At 71.0% G+C, this 16705-nt stretch carries 18 protein-coding genes; 15 read left to right on the top strand and 3 right to left on the bottom strand.

All coding sequences use genetic code 11. The features are described 5' to 3' along the window. Positions 1-73 precede the first annotated feature (73 nt). The 3 genes from ACIBQ6_RS14890 (at position 74) to ACIBQ6_RS14880 (ending at position 3466) form a co-directional block, all read left to right on the top strand. Positions 74-1543 (top strand): RNA polymerase sigma factor, encoded by a 1470-nt coding sequence (locus ACIBQ6_RS14890; protein ID WP_397212376.1) that lies wholly within the window; start codon positions 74-76, stop codon positions 1541-1543. 7 nt (positions 1544-1550) lie between these two features. Further along, positions 1551-2276, top strand: a complete 726-nt coding sequence (locus ACIBQ6_RS14885; protein ID WP_397212374.1) for a hypothetical protein — start codon at positions 1551-1553, stop codon at positions 2274-2276. A gap of 68 nt (positions 2277-2344) precedes the next feature. Beyond that, the gene (locus ACIBQ6_RS14880) at positions 2345-3466 is read left to right on the top strand and encodes a C40 family peptidase (protein ID WP_358291549.1); all 1122 of its coding nucleotides are present in this window, start codon (positions 2345-2347) and stop codon (positions 3464-3466) included. Positions 3467-3469: 3 nt separating this feature from the next. Here ACIBQ6_RS14880 and ACIBQ6_RS14875 read toward each other — a convergent pair whose 3' ends face one another. Continuing rightward, on the bottom strand, positions 3470-3961 hold the full coding sequence (locus tag ACIBQ6_RS14875; RefSeq protein WP_352318598.1) for an inorganic diphosphatase: 492 nt from the start codon (positions 3959-3961) through the stop codon (positions 3470-3472). Positions 3962-4047: 86 nt separating this feature from the next. On the opposite strand from ACIBQ6_RS14875, the gene dacB reads away from it, so the two are divergent. The 11 genes from dacB to ACIBQ6_RS14820 all read left to right on the top strand — a co-directional run bounded on the left by dacB (position 4048) and on the right by ACIBQ6_RS14820 (position 13689). Further along, complete coding sequence (dacB, locus tag ACIBQ6_RS14870; protein ID WP_358291551.1) at positions 4048-5463, top strand: D-alanyl-D-alanine carboxypeptidase/D-alanyl-D-alanine-endopeptidase; 1416 nt, start codon at positions 4048-4050, stop codon at positions 5461-5463. A gap of 47 nt (positions 5464-5510) precedes the next feature. Continuing rightward, positions 5511-6587 carry a zinc-dependent metalloprotease gene (locus ACIBQ6_RS14865; RefSeq protein WP_352318602.1) on the top strand — a complete coding sequence of 359 codons (1077 nt, stop codon included), beginning with the start codon at positions 5511-5513 and terminating at the stop codon, positions 6585-6587. Between the two features lie 56 nt (positions 6588-6643). After that, complete coding sequence (tilS, locus tag ACIBQ6_RS14860; protein ID WP_397212371.1) at positions 6644-7648, top strand: tRNA lysidine(34) synthetase TilS; 1005 nt, start codon at positions 6644-6646, stop codon at positions 7646-7648. A gap of 10 nt (positions 7649-7658) precedes the next feature. After that, a complete protein-coding gene (hpt, locus tag ACIBQ6_RS14855; protein WP_352318606.1) occupies positions 7659-8210 on the top strand; it encodes a hypoxanthine phosphoribosyltransferase in 552 nt (183 codons plus the stop codon). A gap of 238 nt (positions 8211-8448) precedes the next feature. Further along, on the top strand, positions 8449-10443 hold the full coding sequence (gene ftsH / locus ACIBQ6_RS14850) for an ATP-dependent zinc metalloprotease FtsH (RefSeq protein ID WP_352358549.1): 1995 nt from the start codon (positions 8449-8451) through the stop codon (positions 10441-10443). Next, complete coding sequence (gene folE, locus ACIBQ6_RS14845; RefSeq protein ID WP_352318609.1) at positions 10440-11018, top strand: GTP cyclohydrolase I FolE; 579 nt, start codon at positions 10440-10442, stop codon at positions 11016-11018. The genes ftsH and folE overlap by 4 nt, the downstream gene beginning before the upstream one ends. A gap of 117 nt (positions 11019-11135) precedes the next feature. Next, on the top strand, positions 11136-11942 hold the full coding sequence (gene folP, locus ACIBQ6_RS14840) for a dihydropteroate synthase (protein ID WP_357975464.1): 807 nt from the start codon (positions 11136-11138) through the stop codon (positions 11940-11942). Further along, complete coding sequence (locus ACIBQ6_RS14835) at positions 11939-12385, top strand: nuclear transport factor 2 family protein (RefSeq protein ID WP_358291555.1); 447 nt, start codon at positions 11939-11941, stop codon at positions 12383-12385. Before folP ends, ACIBQ6_RS14835 begins: the two co-directional genes overlap by 4 nt. Then, positions 12375-12740 carry a dihydroneopterin aldolase gene (gene folB / locus ACIBQ6_RS14830; RefSeq protein ID WP_358291557.1) on the top strand — a complete coding sequence of 122 codons (366 nt, stop codon included), beginning with the start codon at positions 12375-12377 and terminating at the stop codon, positions 12738-12740. Before ACIBQ6_RS14835 ends, folB begins: the two co-directional genes overlap by 11 nt. Further along, complete coding sequence (gene folK, locus ACIBQ6_RS14825) at positions 12737-13240, top strand: 2-amino-4-hydroxy-6-hydroxymethyldihydropteridine diphosphokinase (protein WP_352358556.1); 504 nt, start codon at positions 12737-12739, stop codon at positions 13238-13240. Before folB ends, folK begins: the two co-directional genes overlap by 4 nt. Next, the gene (locus ACIBQ6_RS14820; protein ID WP_358291560.1) at positions 13237-13689 is read left to right on the top strand and encodes a DUF3180 domain-containing protein; all 453 of its coding nucleotides are present in this window, start codon (positions 13237-13239) and stop codon (positions 13687-13689) included. Before folK ends, ACIBQ6_RS14820 begins: the two co-directional genes overlap by 4 nt. Here the strand turns inward: ACIBQ6_RS14820 and ACIBQ6_RS14815 are convergent. After that, a complete protein-coding gene (locus tag ACIBQ6_RS14815; protein WP_397212368.1) occupies positions 13686-14753 on the bottom strand; it encodes an acyltransferase in 1068 nt (355 codons plus the stop codon). The two genes, ACIBQ6_RS14820 and ACIBQ6_RS14815, sit on opposite strands and share 4 nt — an antisense overlap. Further along, positions 14750-15895: an NADH-quinone oxidoreductase subunit D gene (locus ACIBQ6_RS14810; RefSeq protein WP_358291564.1), complete on the bottom strand. Its 1146-nt coding sequence runs from the start codon at positions 15893-15895 to the stop codon at positions 14750-14752. Before ACIBQ6_RS14810 ends, ACIBQ6_RS14815 begins: the two co-directional genes overlap by 4 nt. Before the next feature lie 123 nt (positions 15896-16018). Here ACIBQ6_RS14810 and ACIBQ6_RS14805 point away from each other — a divergent pair, with 123 nt between their 5' ends. Further along, positions 16019-16702, top strand: coding sequence for a DoxX family protein (locus ACIBQ6_RS14805; protein ID WP_397212366.1), 684 nt, complete (start codon positions 16019-16021; stop codon positions 16700-16702). Positions 16703-16705 lie beyond the last annotated feature (3 nt).

The following is a 16705-nucleotide window of genomic DNA, read 5'->3' as shown; positions in this document are numbered from 1 at the left end:
AAATTGGCGGGGTCGCGGTAGAAGCGGCGGAACCGGTAGAACTACTAGTTACCGATCCATTACCTTCGGTCACATGAATGACCGCGTCCTGGTGGAGGCACTCCGCATCCGCGACCCGGGAGCCCTCGCCGCGCTCTACGACACACACGCGGAGAACGTCTACCGCTACTGCTGGTCCCTCCTCCTCGACACCGACAGCGCCCAGGTGGCCCTGCGTGACACGCTGATCGCCGCCGAGGCGCACGCGGGCGCGCTGTCCCAGCCGGACAGGTTCCGGGTCTGGCTGCTCGCCCTGGCCCGGCAGGAATGCCTGCGCCGCCGGATGGCCGCGCCGCCCGGCGCCGACGAGGTCCTGGCCGAGGCGCCGCCGCTGGACGACCCCGCCGACGCCGACCTGCGGCTCATGGCCTGGAACGCGGTCGTGAGCCTGCCCGTCGCCGACCGCGAGGTGCTGGAGCTGGCGACCAGGCACGCGCTGGACACCGCCGAGCTGTCCCAGGTGCTCGCGATCCCGCCGCGCCAGGTCGAGCAGGCCAGGGAGCAGGCGCGCGATCGTCTCACCGACGCCGTCACCGCCGAGATCCTGGCGCGCAAGGGCCCCTACGACTGCCCGCGCCGGGCCCGGATCCTGGCCGGCTTCACCGGCGACCTCACCAGGGAGATGCGCGAGCACCTGGTCGGGCACGTCGCCCGCTGCGAGGTCTGCGCCCCCCACCGTGCCCGCCAGGCCTCGGCCGCCAAGGTCTTCGGCCTGCTGCCCGCCGCCGCGCTCCCCGAGGCCCTGCGCATCAGGGTCATGAGCTGCTTCGCCGACCCCGAGCTGCTGCCCTACCGCCGCTACGTCGCCCGCCGCACGGCCTCCCTGGACGCCGCCGGATTTCCCGTTCCCACGCAGACGGCGGCTCGAAGGTGGCCTCAGGCGGTGGCGGGCGCGCTGGCGGCGGTCGCGACCGTGGTGGCGATAGCAGTGATCTTCAACCAGTTCGGCAAGGACAACGGCGGTCTCGCCGGGGTGGCGACGGCCGCGTTCCCCGCCACCGGCGAGCCGCCCGGCATCAGACTGCCCTGGCAACCCGACCCGCAGGACGCCCAGTTGACCGTAGCGCCCATCCTCGACAGCGCCGCGCCCGAGCCGTTCGGCATGCTCGGCTCGACGACGCCGGTGCCGCCGGCCGTGCTCGTGCCCACGTATGCGAGCTCGCCGCCCGCCGAATCCGCGCCCGGCGAGCCGCGGCCGACGCCCGACGGCCCGCCGCCGACCGACCCGCCCGGCGAGGACCCCGGTGAGCCGACGTACGGCCAGCCCGGTTTGCCCGGCCGTACCGGCCACCCGGGTCATCCGCCGCACGGTGAGCCGGGCCGTCCGCCCCACGGCGAACCCGGCACGCGTCCGCCCACCCGGACCCCGCCGGTGCCGACCCCCACCCCCGCCCCGACGCCCACCGAGACGCCCGCGCCCACCACCACGCCCTCGGAGACGGCGACGCCCGCCCCCACGCACACCCCCACCGAGGAGCCCGTCACCCCCGTCGAGAGCGGCTGAGCACCCCGTGGAGCTTCTGGAGACGCACCAGGACGGGCTCGCCGAGGTGCGCCAGGACCGGCTCGCCGGGCGGGTCGTGGAGGCGTTCGAGGTGCGTCAGGATCCGCATCTGGGGCGCCGGGTCTGCCCGTCGCCCGTCCCGGGGCGGGTGGCCGAGCTGGTGCCGAGGGGACACCGCGTCGACTGGCCGACCTGGCTCGACCGCGGCCCCCGCATGCTGCGCCACGTGCTCGACCTGTGCCGCCTGCGCACCGCGCGCGGCCTGGCGGTGCTGTCCTGGCTGGCCGGCGGCCCGCAGCCGGACGAGCTCGACTGGTTGTGGGACGCCCGCCGCCTGACCGGCCCCCGCCAGGACCGCATGTACGGCGCCGCCGCCGACGTCCCCGAGCCCGTGCTCGGTCTGGTGACGGCCAACTGGACCTGGGTGCTCGACACCTGCCACGGCGGCCGCGTCACCGCCCCCTACCTGGCCGGCACCGCCTACCCGGGCGACGGTCACGCCGCCGCCGACGCCGCGATGACCCTCTTCCAGACCTACGACCGCCATCCGGAGGCCAGACCGGCCATCGCGGCGGCATGGGCCGCGGCCCGCGTGACCGCCGACTGGTGCAAGGCCGCCGAGCTGCACGCCGCGTACGGCGTCCAGACCCCCGTCTTCACCTACCCGCGGGCCGCCCGGCCGGTGGTCACCGGAATCCGTCCGTGGATAGAACGGCTCTTCCGCCTGCGGTGATGACGTTACGCGCATGAAAGCGCTGGGAACTGTGTGCATAGAGTAACCATCTGTTTCCGGGGGGACCTATGCGCGCATTTCGGGCTGGGCTCCTGGCGTGCGTCCTGCTGGCCACCCTGTGTCCGCTCACTCCGGGCTCGCCGGTGCTGGCCGACCCCATGCCGTCGGCCAAGGACGTGAAGAAGGCGCGCGCGGCCGCCCGCGAGCGCTCGAAGGAGCTGGGGGTGGCCAGCGCCGGGCTGGCCGTGGCCCAGTCCAGGCTCGACGAGCTGGCTGCGGCCGTGGAACGGCAGGTGGAGGCGTACAACGGCGAGCTGGTCCGGCTGCGGCAGGCCGAGCAGTCGTACGCGCAGGCCCAGGCGCGTCAGGCGGCGGCCGACGCCGAGGCCGAGCGCGCCCGGCAGGCCGTCGCGCTGCTCGCCGCGCAGAGCTACGGCGGGATGACGGCGCTTGACCCGATCGTCGGCATGCTCATCGACGAGGGCGGCGTCGACGGCTTCCTGCACCGGGCGAGCGTGCTCGGCCAGCTCGGCGACGAGCGGGCCCAGATCCTGCGCAGGATGCGCGACGCCCAGGAGGTCGCCGCCATCCTGCGGACGCAGGCGCAGAACGCCTACGACGCCCGGCAGGCCGCCTCGGAGCGCGCCCGGCGGGCGAAGCTGGCCGCGGAGGCGGCCGTCGCCCGGCAGCGCCGCGAGACGCGCACCCTCCGGGTGGAGCGGCGGCAGCTCCAGCACCGGGTGAACGCCGCCCGCAGCCACGCCGAGCTGCTGGCCAGACGGCGGGCCCTGGCCCTGTCGGCGGCCGGCCTGGCGGCGGGATCGGCGGGCGGCAACCTGGCCGCCAACTGGGCGCTGACCCAGCTCGGCAAGCCGTACGTGTGGGCCGCCGCGGGCCCCGACACCTACGACTGCTCGGGCCTGGTCATGCGCGCCTGGGAGCAGGTGGGCGTGCGCCTGGACCACTGGACCGGAACCCAGTGGACGTCCGGCCCGCACGTGCCGCTGGACCAGCTCCGCCGCGGCGACCTGCTGTTCTTCGGCCGCATCACCGACGACCCCGGCACGATCCACCACGTGGGCATCTACGTCGGCCAGGGCCAGATGGTGCACGCGCCCCAGACCGGCGACGTGGTACGGGTCGCCCCGATCTGGAGAGGGGACCTGGTGGGCGCCACCAGGCCCCGGTGAGGATCAGTGGTGACCCGCGTCCTTGGCCCGGTGGAACGAGCGCTCGATCTCGGCCTCGGCCTCGATGCGCCCGACCCAGTTGGCGCCCTCGACGGACTTGCCGGGCTCAAGGTCCTTGTAGACCTCGAAGAAGTGCTGGATCTCCAGCCGGTCGAACTCCGACACGTGGTGGATGTCCTGGATGTGGTGCATCCGGGGGTCGGTCGAGGGCACGCACAGGACCTTGTCGTCGCCGCCCTTCTCGTCGGTCATCCGGAACATACCGACCGCGCGGCAGGTGATGTAGCACCCCGGGAACGTCGGCTCCTGGAGCAGCACCAGCGCGTCGAGCGGGTCACCGTCCTCGCCGAGGGTGTTCTCGATGAAGCCGTAGTCGGCGGGGTACTGCGTGGAGGTGAACAGGAGCCGGTCAAGCCTGATCTTTCCGGTCTCGTGGTCCACTTCGTACTTGTTCCGTTGCCCCTTGGGAATCTCAACGACAACGTCGAACTCCACCGCGGTTCCTCCGCTCAAGGCCCCCGGGAAGTCCCGGCTGGGCGTTAATGTCTCGTAGGCGAACACCAGGAGAGAGGTCAGGCGACGTGGCGCGGCACGAGCGTTCGATGATGCTGGCCACTCTCGCCGTGCTTCAGATCGTCACGATCGTCATCGGCGTCTACGCCATGACCAGCGACTTCAACCTGAGCGCGCTGACGAGGCAGCCGTCACCGATCGGGCCGACGGCGTCTCCCCGGGGAATCCCCCCCGCCCCCGTGGTCACCTCGGGGCCTGTGCTGGCCCAGCTTTCGGCGACGTCAGGGAACGGACCTCTCCCGACTAAGAGTACTTTGACCCGCCAGCTCACCGACGCGCTGGGTGACAAAGCACTCGGCGGCCGGGTGGGCGCGGTCGTGCTCGACGCGGCCACCGGCGCCCGGATCTTCGCCTCCAACCCCGACACGGGCATCACCCCGGCCTCCACGAACAAGGTCGTCACGACCACGGCGGCGCTCGCCTCGCTGGGCCCCGACACCCGCTTCTCCACCCGCGTCGTCCAGGGCCGCGCGCCCGGCGCGATCGTCCTGGTGGGCGGCGGCGACCCGCTGCTCGCCGGGCCGTCGGCCAGGCCCGGCTACCCCAAGCAGGCCTCCCTCGCCACCCTGGCCGCCCGGACCGCCGCCGCGCTGAAGGCCAAGGGCGTCAGGAAGGTCACGCTCTCCTACGACGACAGCCTGTTCACCGGGCCGGCCATCGCGCCCGGCTGGAAGCCCAACTACGTGCCCGACGGCGAGGCGGCCCCCGTCCACGCCCTGGCCATGGACGAGGGACGCCAGCGCCCCGGCGCCCGGCCCCGCGTCCCCGACCCGGCCGCGTACGCCGCCGCCGCCTTCGCCCGGCTGCTGCCCAGGTACGGCGTCACCGTCTCCAAGGACATCCGCCAGGAGCGGGCCGCGGCGGGCGCCGCCGAGCTGGGCAAGGTCGACTCCGCCCCCCTGTACGCCCTGGTCGAGCACACCCTGACCCACAGCGACAACGACATGGCCGAGGCCCTGGCCAGGCACGTCGCCATCAAGGAGGGCAAGGAGGCGTCGTACGCGGGGGCCGCGGAGGCGGTGATCGGGGTCATGCGGCGGCTCGGCGTGACCAAGGGCGTCAGCGTCGCCGACGGCAGCGGCCTGTCCATCCGCAACCGGGTCAGTGCCGACGCCATGGCCAGGATCATCGCCATCGCCGGCTCGGCCGCGCACCCCGAGCTGCGGGCCGTCGACTCGGGCATGCCGATCGCCGGCTTCTCCGGCACGCTGGGCAACGGCAGGCGCTTCACCCGCGCCGACAGCAAGGGCCAGGTCGGCCTCGTCCGCGCCAAGACCGGCACCCTCAACAACGTCAACACCCTGGCGGGCCTGGCCACCACCAAGGACGGCCGGCTGGTCACCTTCGCCTTCCTGGCCGACGACGTGCCGGTGAACGCCGAGCCCGTGCTCGACAGGCTCGCCGCGATCGTCGCGCGATCCTGACCGCCGCTTCTTCGCAGGCGTGACGAGAACAACGTACGGTGGACGTCATGCAGGTGATCGACTGGGATCTGGCCGTCACGACCGGCACGCGCCTGGTGCGCCCCGGTCCTCAGGTGAGCAAGGAGGAGGCCAGGCAGGCCGTCGCCGAGCTCCGCACGCTGTCACGTGAGGCCGAGGGCCACGTGCGCGAGTTCACGAAGATCCACACCGAGACCGCGCCGCAGCCCGCGACCATCGTCGACCGGCCGGGCTGGATCAAGGCCAACGTCGAGGGCTTCCGCGTGGTCCTCGAACCGCTGACCCAGCGCATGGGCGGCGGAGACAACCCGCCGCCCGCCATCGTCACCGCGGTGGGCTCGCGCATCACCGGCGTCGAGGTCGGGGCCGTCCTCGCCTTCCTCGCCTCCCGGGTGCTCGGCCAGTACGAGCTGTTCCTGCCGCCCGACCCGACCGGCCAGGAGCCGACCGGCCGCCTGACGCTCGTGGCGCCCAACATCGTCCACGCCGAGCGCGAGATGAACGTCGTGCCCCGCGACTTCCGCCTGTGGGTGTGCCTGCACGAGGAGACCCACCGCGTGCAGTTCACCGGCGTCACCTGGCTGCGCGAGTACGTCAGGTCGCAGATGACCGAGTTCCTGCTCGCCTCCGACCTCGACCTGCCCACGCTCCTCGACCGCCTGCGCAACGCCGCCGACACGGTGGCCGACGTGGTCAGGGGCGGCGAGGGCAACCTGATCGACGCCATCCAGTCGCCCGCCCAGAAGGAGATCCTCGACCGCCTGACGGCCGTGATGACCCTGGTGGAAGGCCATGGCGACTTCGTCATGGACGCCGTGGGCCCCTCGGTGGTCCCGTCGGTCTCGGAGATCCGCGCCAAGTTCGCCCAGCGCCGCGAGGGCGGCTCCCGGCTCGACCGCACGGTCCGGCGCCTGCTGGGCATCGAGGTCAAGATGAAGCAGTACGCCGAGGGCTCCGCGTTCGTCCGCAAGGTGGTCGACCGGGTCGGCATGGACGGCTTCAACAAGGTCTGGACCTCCCCGGAGACCCTGCCCACGACCCCCGAGATCGCCGACCCCGACGCCTGGATCCACCGCGTCATCGGCACCCCGGCTCTTCCCGCCTGACCTTCCCGTCCCGGGGGACCCGGCCGTGGCGTGCGGCCGGTTCCCCAGCCGGGACAATGGCTCCTGTGGGTCCCCGTCCAGCCGTCGCCGACGTGCGCCGGGCCGTCCGCGAGTCGCTGACCGACCTCGCCGGCACCGGCGCGCTGGTCCTGGCCGCGTGCAGCGGCGGCGCCGACTCGCTGGCCCTGGCGGCGGCGCTGGCCTTCGTCGCCCCCCGCGCCGGCCTGCGCGCGGGCCTGGTCACGGTGGACCACCAGCTCCAGCCGGGCTCGGCCGATCGCGCCCGGCAGGTCGCCGGCATCGCCGCCGGTCTCGGCCTGGCCCCGGCCGAGGTGCTCACCGTCACCGTCGGCACCGACGGCGGCCCCGAGGCCGCCGCCCGCGAGGCCAGGTACGCCGCGCTGGCCGAGGCGGCCGACCGCCTGGGGGCCGCCGCCGTCCTGCTCGGCCACACCCGCGACGACCAGGCCGAGACCGTCCTGCTGGGGCTGGCCAGGGGGAGCGGGCTGCGCTCGATCTCCGGCATGGCCGCCCAGGCGGGCCGCTACCGCCGGCCCTTCCTCGGCCTGTCCAGGGCCACGACGGTCGCCGCCTGCGCGGCCATGTCCCTCGTCCCCTGGGACGACCCGCACAACGACGACCCCCGCTACACCCGCGTCCGCGTCAGGAAGCGGATCCTGCCGATGCTCGACGAGGAACTCGGCCCGGGGGTGGCCGAGGCGCTCGCGCGGACCGCCGGAATGGCGCGGGAGGACGCCGACGCCCTCGACCAGTGGGCCGAATCGGCGTTCCCGAATTGCGCTCTTAGCGATATCGGAGAGCCCGTCATCCTGTCCGTACCCGAGTTGGAGAAACTGCCCGACGCCGTGCGCCGCAGGGTGCTGCGGCGCGCGGCCATCGCGGCGGGCACGCCCTCCGGCGCGCTTTCCGCCACCCACGTGCTGGCGGTCGATCGGCTGGTCACGCAATGGCACGGGCAGAAGGCGGTGGATCTACCCGGAGGTCTGTCCGCAGTTCGGCGGTATGGCACCCTGATACTCGCCATCAGTCCCATCGTTTAAGGAACCACAGGTGGACGCTGCCGACATGGGCAAAGACCTGGAGAAGGTCCTCATCCCCGAGGACGACCTCCAGGCCAAGATCAAAGAGCTTGCCGGGCGCATCGACGAGGACTACGCGGGCAAGGACGTCCTGCTCGTGGGCGTGCTGAAGGGCGCGGTCATGGTGATGGCCGACCTGGCCAGAGCCCTGCACGTGCCGGTGCAGATGGACTGGATGGCGGTGTCGTCCTACGGCGCGGGCACCAAGTCCTCCGGCGTCGTACGGGTGCTGAAGGACCTCGATACCGACATCTTGAACCGCCACGTCCTCATCGTCGAGGACATCATCGACTCGGGCCTGACCCTCCACTGGCTGCTGGAAAACCTGAAGTCGCGCAATCCGGCGTCGTTGGAGATCTGCGCCGCGCTGCGCAAGCCGGACGCGGTGAAGGTGCCGATCGACGTGAAATACGTCGGCTTCGACATTCCCAACGAGTTCGTCATCGGCTACGGGCTCGACTACGCGGAGCGCTACCGCAATTTGCCGTTCATCGGAACGCTCGCGCCGCACGTTTATAAGTAGTAATCCCGGCCATGGCCGGGAACATCGCGCAACGTGACGTACGTTGATAGGGCAAGACCGGTGTAGCGGGCGGGTCCCTCCGTGCGCCGTGCCGGTGTACCTTCAGACTCCGGAAGGGTGACCGCAAGTCCCCTTCGGGTAGTCAGAAGTCGCGGTGTCGGATGCCGCGGCCCCGGGCCAGCCCGGGGTTCCAGGCCATGGTCAGGAAGGGACGGGCCCGCAAGGGGTTCCGCATCGGATGGATCTCAAGCGATTTACACGTGGGCCACTGCTGTGGATCCTGGGCATCGTCGTGCTGCTCCTGCTCGTCACCCAGCTCTGGAGCGGCGGGGGCAATTTCAAGCAGGCCGACACGTCCACGGTCCTCCAGCAGATTCGCGCCGGCAATTTCACCAGCGCCAAGGTCGTCGACAAGGACAATCGGGTCGAGCTCACCCTCATCAAGCCGATCGTCGTCCGGCCGGGTGACGCCCCGGCGAAGCTGATCCAGTCCAACTGGGTCAGCGGCTACGGCGCGAAGCTGACCGACGAGCTGCAGGCCCAGGTCGACGCCAACAAGACGAAGAGCTTCACCACCGAGGTGCCCCAGGAGAACTTCCTGCTCAGCATCCTGGTGAGCTTCCTGCCGATCGTCATCATCGTGCTGATCTTCCTGTTCATCATGAACCAGATGCAGGGCGGCGGCTCCCGGGTGATGAACTTCGGCAAGTCGAAGGCCAAGCTCATCACCAAAGACACCCCCAAGACCACGTTCGCCGACGTCGCCGGCGCCGACGAGGCCATCGAGGAGCTCCAGGAGATCAAGGAGTTCCTGCAGGCCCCGGCCAAGTTCCAGGCGATCGGCGCGAAGATCCCCAAGGGCGTGCTGCTCTACGGCCCGCCCGGCACCGGCAAGACCCTGCTGGCCCGCGCGGTCGCGGGCGAGGCGGGCGTGCCCTTCTACTCGATCTCCGGCTCCGACTTCGTCGAGATGTTCGTCGGCGTCGGCGCCTCCCGCGTGCGCGACCTGTTCGAGCAGGCCAAGGCCAACGCCCCCGCGATCATCTTCATCGACGAGATCGACGCCGTCGGCCGCCACCGCGGCGCCGGCCTGGGCGGCGGTCACGACGAGCGCGAGCAGACCCTCAACCAGCTGCTCGTCGAGATGGACGGCTTCGACGTCAAGGGCGGCGTCATCCTCATCGCCGCGACCAACCGGCCCGACATCCTCGACCCGGCGCTGCTGCGTCCGGGCCGTTTCGACCGGCAGGTCACGGTCGACCGTCCCGACCTGGAGGGCCGCAAGGGCATCCTCAAGGTCCACGGTCGCGGCAAGCCGTTCGCGCCCGACGTCGACCTCGACGTCATCGCGCGCCGCACCCCCGGGTTCACCGGCGCCGACCTGGCCAACGTGATCAACGAGGCGGCCCTGCTCACCGCGCGGGCCGACCAGAAGCTGATCACGATGGAGGTCCTCGAGGAGTCGATCGACCGTGTCATGGCAGGGCCCGAGCGCAAGTCGCGGGTCATGTCCGACAAGGAGAAGAAGATGATCGCCTACCACGAGGGCGGTCACGCGCTGGTGGCGCACGCGCTGCCCAACTCCGACCCGGTCCACAAGATCACTATCCTGTCCCGCGGCCGCGCGCTCGGTTACACGATGACGCTGCCGATGGAGGACAAGTTCCTGGCCACCAGGTCCGAGATGATGGACCAGCTCGCGATGCTGCTCGGCGGCCGCGCGGCGGAGGAGCTCGTCTTCCATGAGCCCACCACCGGCGCCTCCAACGACATCGAGAAGGCCACGGCGGTCGCCCGCCGCATGGTGACCGAGTACGGCATGAGCGAGCAGCTCGGCGCCCGTAAGTTCGGCACCGGCCAGGCCGAGGTCTTCCTCGGCCGCGAGATGGGCCACGAGCGCGACTACTCCGAGAAGATCGCCTCCTCCATCGACGAGGAGGTCCGCCGGATGATCGAGACGGCGCACGACCAGGCCTGGGACATCCTGGTCGAATACCGCGACGTGCTCGACAACCTGGTGCTGGAGCTCATGGAGAAGGAGACCCTCTCCCGCGAGCAGGTCCTGCAGATCTTCGCCCCGGTGGTCGTCAAGGAGCACCGGCCCTCGTACGCGGGCTACGGCAAGCGGCTGCCCTCCGACCGCCCGCCGATCCTGACCCCGAAGGAGCAGTCGGCCAACGGCTCGCTCACCTCCGGCCACCAGGACGCCTTCCAGTCCGGGGACAGTGCGTGACCCAGCACGAGGTCGACCTGGGGCGGATCGAGAAGGCCGTACGCGAGATCCTCTACGGCATCGGCGAGGATCCCGACCGTGACGGCCTGCTCGAGACGCCCGCCAGGGTCGCCCGCGCGATGGCCGAGCAGTTCTCCGGGCTCGGCCAGACCCCCGAAGACGTGCTCAACAAGGTCTTCGACGTCGACCACGACGAGATGGTGCTGGTCAGGGACATCGAGGTCTACTCGACCTGCGAGCACCATCTGGTCCCGTTCCACGGCGTGGCCCACGTGGGCTACATCCCCAACGAGCGCGGCCAGGTGACCGGGCTGTCCAAGCTGGCCCGGCTGGTCGACGTCTTCGCCCGCCGTCCGCAGGTGCAGGAGCGCATGACCTCGCAGATCGCCGACGCCCTCATGCGGGTGCTGGAGCCGCGCGGGGTCATCGTGGTGGTCGAGGCCGAACACCTGTGCATGACGATGCGCGGCGTGCGCAAGCCGGGGGCCAAGACGGTCACGTCGGCGGTCCGCGGCGACTTCCGTACCAGCGACAAGACCCGCTCCGAGGCGATGGCGCTGATTCTCGGCAGGTGACGATCGTTATCCACAACTGGGGACCCGAGATGTCGGCAGGTGTGGGGGAACGCCTAGGCTTGCCCCATGACTAGCGTGCCCATCAACGTGCCGGGCGGCACGGAGCGGTGCCTCGTCATGGGCGTGGTCAACGTGACCCCCGACTCCTTCTCCGACGGCGGCCTGTGGTTCGACGAGGAGGCCGCCGTCCGGCACGGGCTCGACCTGGTGCGGGAGGGGGCCGACATCGTCGACGTGGGCGGTGAGTCCACCCGTCCCGGCGCCGCGCGGGTGTCGCTGGAGGAGGAGCTGGCCAGGGTCGTCCCGGTGATCCGGGCGCTCGACGCCGAGGGCGTGGCCGTCAGTGTCGACACGATGCGCGCCGAGGTCGCCAGGGCCGCGGTCGAGGCGGGCGCCAGGCTCGTCAACGACGTCAGCGGCGGCCTGGCCGACCCCGAGATGCCGCGCGTGGTCGCCGCGACGGGAGCGCCCTACGTGGTGATGCACTGGCGCGGCCACAGCCATGACATGGACAGCCGCGCCGTCTACGCCGACGTCGTGACAGAGGTGCGCGAGGAGCTCAGCAAGCGGGTCGATCTCGTGCTGGCCGAGGGGGTGTCCCCCGAGCAGATCGTGCTCGACCCCGGCCTCGGCTTCGCCAAGAACGCCGAGCACAACTGGGCGTTGCTGGCCGGCATCCCGCAGCTAGCCGAGCTGGGATTCCCGCTGCTGATCGGGGCCTCGCGCAAGCGGTTCCTCGGGCGGCTGCTGGCCGGCCCCGACGGCGCGCCCCGCCCCTTCAGCAGGAGCGACGACGCAACGCTGGCGGTCACCGCGCTGGCGGCTCAGGCGGGGGCCTGGTGCGTGCGCGTGCACGAGGTAGGTCCCAATGCCGATGCCGTGCGCGTGGCGGCCGCATGGAAGAGAGCCGGAGCAGGCACATGAGCGTCGACACTGCCGCGATCGAGACGGTCAACGAGGAGTTCTACACCGCGATCGAGAGCGCCGATCTCGACAAGATGACCGAGATCTGGGCCGAGGACACCGCCGACGACCAGGTGAGCTGCGTCCATCCTGGCTGGACGTTGCTGACCGGCCGGTCGGAGGTGCTGCGGTCGTGGGCGCTGATCATGGCCAACACCACCTACATCCAGTTCGTGCTGACCGACGTCAACACCACCGTGCTGGGCGACGTGGCCGTGCTCACCTGCGTGGAGAACATCCTGACGGCGGGCGAGGAGGGTGAGTCCAGCTTCGCCGCGGGAAAGGTGGTGGCGAGCAACGTCTACATCCGCACCGCGCAGGGCTGGCGGTTGTGGATGCACCACGGCTCCCCGGTGCTCCAGGGAGACGACGACGAGGACGAGGAGGGCGAGCTTGAGGTCTGACCGCATCGCTCTCAAGGGCCTGCGGGCCAGGGGCAGGCACGGCGTGCTGCCCGCCGAGCGGGAGCTCGGCCAGGAGTTCGTGATCGACGCGACGTTGTTCCTCGACACCGCCCCGGCGGCGGCCGGCGACGACCTCACCAAGACCGTCCACTATGGCGAGCTGGCCCAGGCGCTGGTCGAGGTGGTCGAGGGCGAGCCGGTCGAGCTGATCGAGACGCTGGCCCAGCGGCTGGCCGACGTCTGCCTGTCCAGCGAGCTGGTGCACAAGGTCGAGGTGAGTGTGCACAAACCGGCGGCGCCGATCCCGCTGCCGTTCGACGATGTGATCGTGACGATCGAGCGGAGCCGCGCATGAAGGCCGTCCTCGCTCTCGGCAGCAACCTGGGGGAGCGGTTCCAGACGTTGCAGGGAGCCATCGACACGTTGTTCGACGCCCCTGGCCTGGAGTTCGTCAAGGTGTCCCCGGTCTACGAGACCGACCCGGTCGGGGGGCCGGGCGGCCAGGAGCCGTACCTCAACGCGGTCGTCGTCGCCGAGACCGCCCTGCCGCCGCGCACGTTGCTGGAGCGGGCGCTGGGCGTGGAGAACGCGTTCGGCCGGGTGCGTGCGGAGCGGTGGGGGCCGCGTACGCTCGACGTCGACCTGATCGTCGTGGGCGAGACCGTGTCCGACGACCCCGAGCTGACGTTGCCGCATCCCCGGGCCCACGAGCGGGCGTTCGTGCTGGTGCCCTGGTCGGTGATCGACCCCGAGGCCACCGTGCCGGGCCGGGGCCGGGTGGCCGACCTGCTGGCCGAGCTCGACCGGCACGGCGTGCGCCTGCGTGACGACCTGAAGCTGCAGAGGCCCGATTGAAGCCGACGCATCCCGGCCATCTGGTCGCTCTCCTCGTCGTCGTCGCCCTGATCTTCTGGGCGGCGGTCCGGCACTTCTACGGCGCGTTCCTGCTGCCCTGGACGGCCATCCCGACCGTGCTGCTGCTCGCCCTCGGCGAGGGTTACAGCGGATGGGTGACCAAGGCCAGGATCGCCAGGAAGCCCGACACCAAGCCGGTCGAGCCGCTGGCGGTGGCCCGGCTGGCGGCGCTGGCCAAGGCGTCGGCGTACGCGGGGGCGGTGTTCGCGGGGTTGTTCGCCGGGTTCGCCGCGTACACGCTGGAGCTCTTCGACCGGGAGACGCCGCGCTCGGAGTTCTTCGTGGCGGCCGGGTCGTTCGTGGCCTGCGTGGTGCTCGTCTGCGCGGCCCTGTACCTGGAACACTGCTGCCGGATCCCGAAGGACTCCGACGAGCGCAAACCCGACTAGCGGCGGCGGCCGAAGAGGTAGATGACCGGCAGCGTGCAGATCAGCGGCCCGACGATGGCGATCGGCCGCTCCAGCCACCACTTCAGGTCGGGAGGGATCTTCGTGCCGAGGTTGCCGAACAACCACCACGACAGCCCTAAGGCGATCGCCATGCCGGTCGTGTGGAACAGGAACAGCGGCAGGGCGTAGCGGTTGATGAAGGAGTTGGCGCGGGCCCAGCGGGGACGTTCGAGCACGCGTTCCATGGCCGGGCGCAGCACTTCCACCAGGCCGATCTGGAAGATCAGCAGGGCGACGATGACGAACGTGGGCGGCGCCATGTTCGACCACTTGTCGCCCGGCACGCCCACCATCGAGCCCGGGTAGATGCCCGAGTAGACCAGGCCGATCAGCGCGAACAGGCCGGTCCACAGGATGCCGACGTCGTAGCGCCGGGGCAGGACGACGATCCGGTCGTAGAAGAAGCCCGCCTGGTGGGCCAGCCCCCAGACGATGATCATGTTGAGCCAGCCGGCCCACTCGAAGCCGTAGCGGAAGCGCACGACGTCGACGACCAGGGCCGAGCCGCCGAGCCAGATGAGGGCCAGCACGTCGTAGCGCCTGTGCAGCCACAGGGCCACCGGCAGCAGCGCGATCAGCGCCAGGTAGACGCCGAGGAACCACAGCGGGCTGAGCACGAGCAGCACCACCCGCCACATCCACTCCACGTGGAACGCCCAGGTGACGATCGCCCCGACGGAGATCCACACGCCGCACAGGAACAGCGCGGGCAGGGACAGCGCGCGGATGCGCCGCCAGACGAACGCCCCGATGCCGACGCCGCGCGCCTGGGCCCGGTTCCAGGACAGCAGGTGCACGTGGCCGCCGACGTAGAAGAACAGCGGCAGCACCTGGAGCAGCCAGGTCAGGATCCACAACCCGGAGGTGAAGCCGAGCGGGCTGGTGGGCTCGGGCCCGCTGGGCTTCCACTCCAGGATCGTGAACGCCCAGTGCCAGACCACCACGACGATGAGGCTGAGGGCGCGCAGCCAGTCGACGTACTTGTCGCGTTCGGGAGTGCTCACTTGTCGATGTCACCCACGACGAAGAACATCGAGCCCAGAATGGCGATCATGTCGGCCACCAGGTTCCCGGGCAGCAGCTCGCGCAGCGCCTGGACGTTGCCGAACGACGCCGAGCGCAGCTTGAGCCGCCACGGCGTCTTGTCGCCCTTGGAGACCAGGTAGTAGCCGTTGATGCCGAGCGGGTTCTCGGTCCACGCGTACGTGTGGCCCTCGGGCACCTTGAGCACCTTCGGCAGGCGCTGGTTGACGGGCCCGGGCGGCAGCTCGCGCAGCCGGGCGACGCACGCGTCGGCCAGGTCGAGGGAGACCTTGAGCTGCTCGAACAGCACCTCGAACCGGGCATGGCAGTCGCCGTCGCGCCGGGTGACGACCGTGACCGGCAGCTCCCCGTAGGCCAGGTACGGGTCGTCGCGCCGCAGGTCGAAGTCCACGCCGGAGGCGCGGGCGATGGGGCCGCTGACGCCGTACTGGAGGATCTGCTCGCGGGTCAGCACGCCGACGCCCTTGGTGCGGGCGAGGAAGATCTCGTTGTTCAGGATGAGGCCCTCGATGTCGGGCACCCGGCGGCGGGTCTCGGCGACGGCCGCGGCGACCCGGTCGAGCCAGCCGAGCGGCAGGTCCTCCTTGAGGCCGCCGACCCGGTTGAACATGTAGTGCATGCGCCCGCCGGAGATCTCCTCCATGACGGCCTGGATGCGTTCGCGCTCGTTGAAGGCGTAGAAGACGGGGGTGATCGCGCCCAGTTCGAGGGGGTAGGAGCCGAGGAACATCAGGTGGTTGAGCACCCGGTTGAGCTCGGCCAGCAGCGTACGCGCCCACACGGCCCTGACCGGCGTCTCCATGCCGAGCAGCCGTTCGGCGGCCAGCACGACGCCCAGTTCGTTGGCGAACCCCGACAGCCAGTCGTGCCGGTTGGCGAGCATGATGATCTGGCGGTAGTCGCGGACCTCGAACAGCTTCTCCGCGCCCCTGTGCATGTAGCCGATGATCGGCTCGGCCGCCTCGATGCGCTCGCCGTCGAGGGTGAGCCGGAGCCTGAGCACGCCGTGCGTGGAGGGATGCTGGGGGCCGATGTTGAGGATCATGTCCTCGGTCGCCAGCTCCTTCGCGCCGGCGCCGATCCCGACCACGCGTTCCGTCATAGGGCCCATGCTGCCACCGTCCCATGAGGTGATCCAGCGTGGGGGATGGTCAAGGAATCGTATGGCAACGCATCCCGAAGCCAGACATGGGGATCAATACCGGGAACGGGGGGAGAAAGCACTGTGAAGAGAGTCCTGTTTGATGTGGCGGCCCTGATCTCCCGGGTGGTACTCGGGGTGATCTTCGTGGCGCACGGCTGGCAGAAGTGGCAGGGCGGGCTCGGTGCCGCGGCGGGGCAGTTCCGGGAGATGGGCGTGCCCATGCCCGAGTTGTCGGCCGGATTCGCCGCCATCGTCGAGCTGGTCGGCGGCGCCCTGCTGATCCTCGGCCTGCTGGTCCGGCCGGTGGCCTTGCTGCTGCTCATCGACATGATCGGCGCGATCGTCTTCGTGCACGCGGGCCACGGGGTGTTGTCGCAAGGCGGGGGATGGGAACTGCCGGGCGCGCTGGGTGCGCTGTCCTTGATGCTCGCCGCGCTGGGCGGCGGCCGCATCGGGCTCGACGGCATCTTCCACTCGACGTACCGCCGCCGCAGGGAACGCCAGATCGCCGAGGACGACCTCGCCGCGCACCGGCCGGCCCGCCGCGCCGAGCCGACGACGGTCGTCACCGAGGGGCCGGCCACGCAGGTCGGGCCCGAGGGCGGCCCGACGACGCCGGCCCGGCCCGAGGGCGAGGCCGAGCAGCCCAACGTGCCGCGGCAGCCCAACGCGCCGCGCCCCGGGCACCTCAACGACGAGGACATGCGGGACATCGACGCCCTGGTGTCCGACGAGCCGCACCAGCAGAAGCCGCCCAACCGCTGAGCG

It is taken from the genome of Nonomuraea sp. NPDC049655 (assembly GCF_044465465.1).
Taxonomy (GTDB): Bacteria; Actinomycetota; Actinomycetes; order Streptosporangiales; family Streptosporangiaceae; genus Nonomuraea.
The sequence above is the reverse complement of the archived record's forward strand: the minus strand, read 5'-3'. Positions and strand labels throughout refer to the sequence as shown.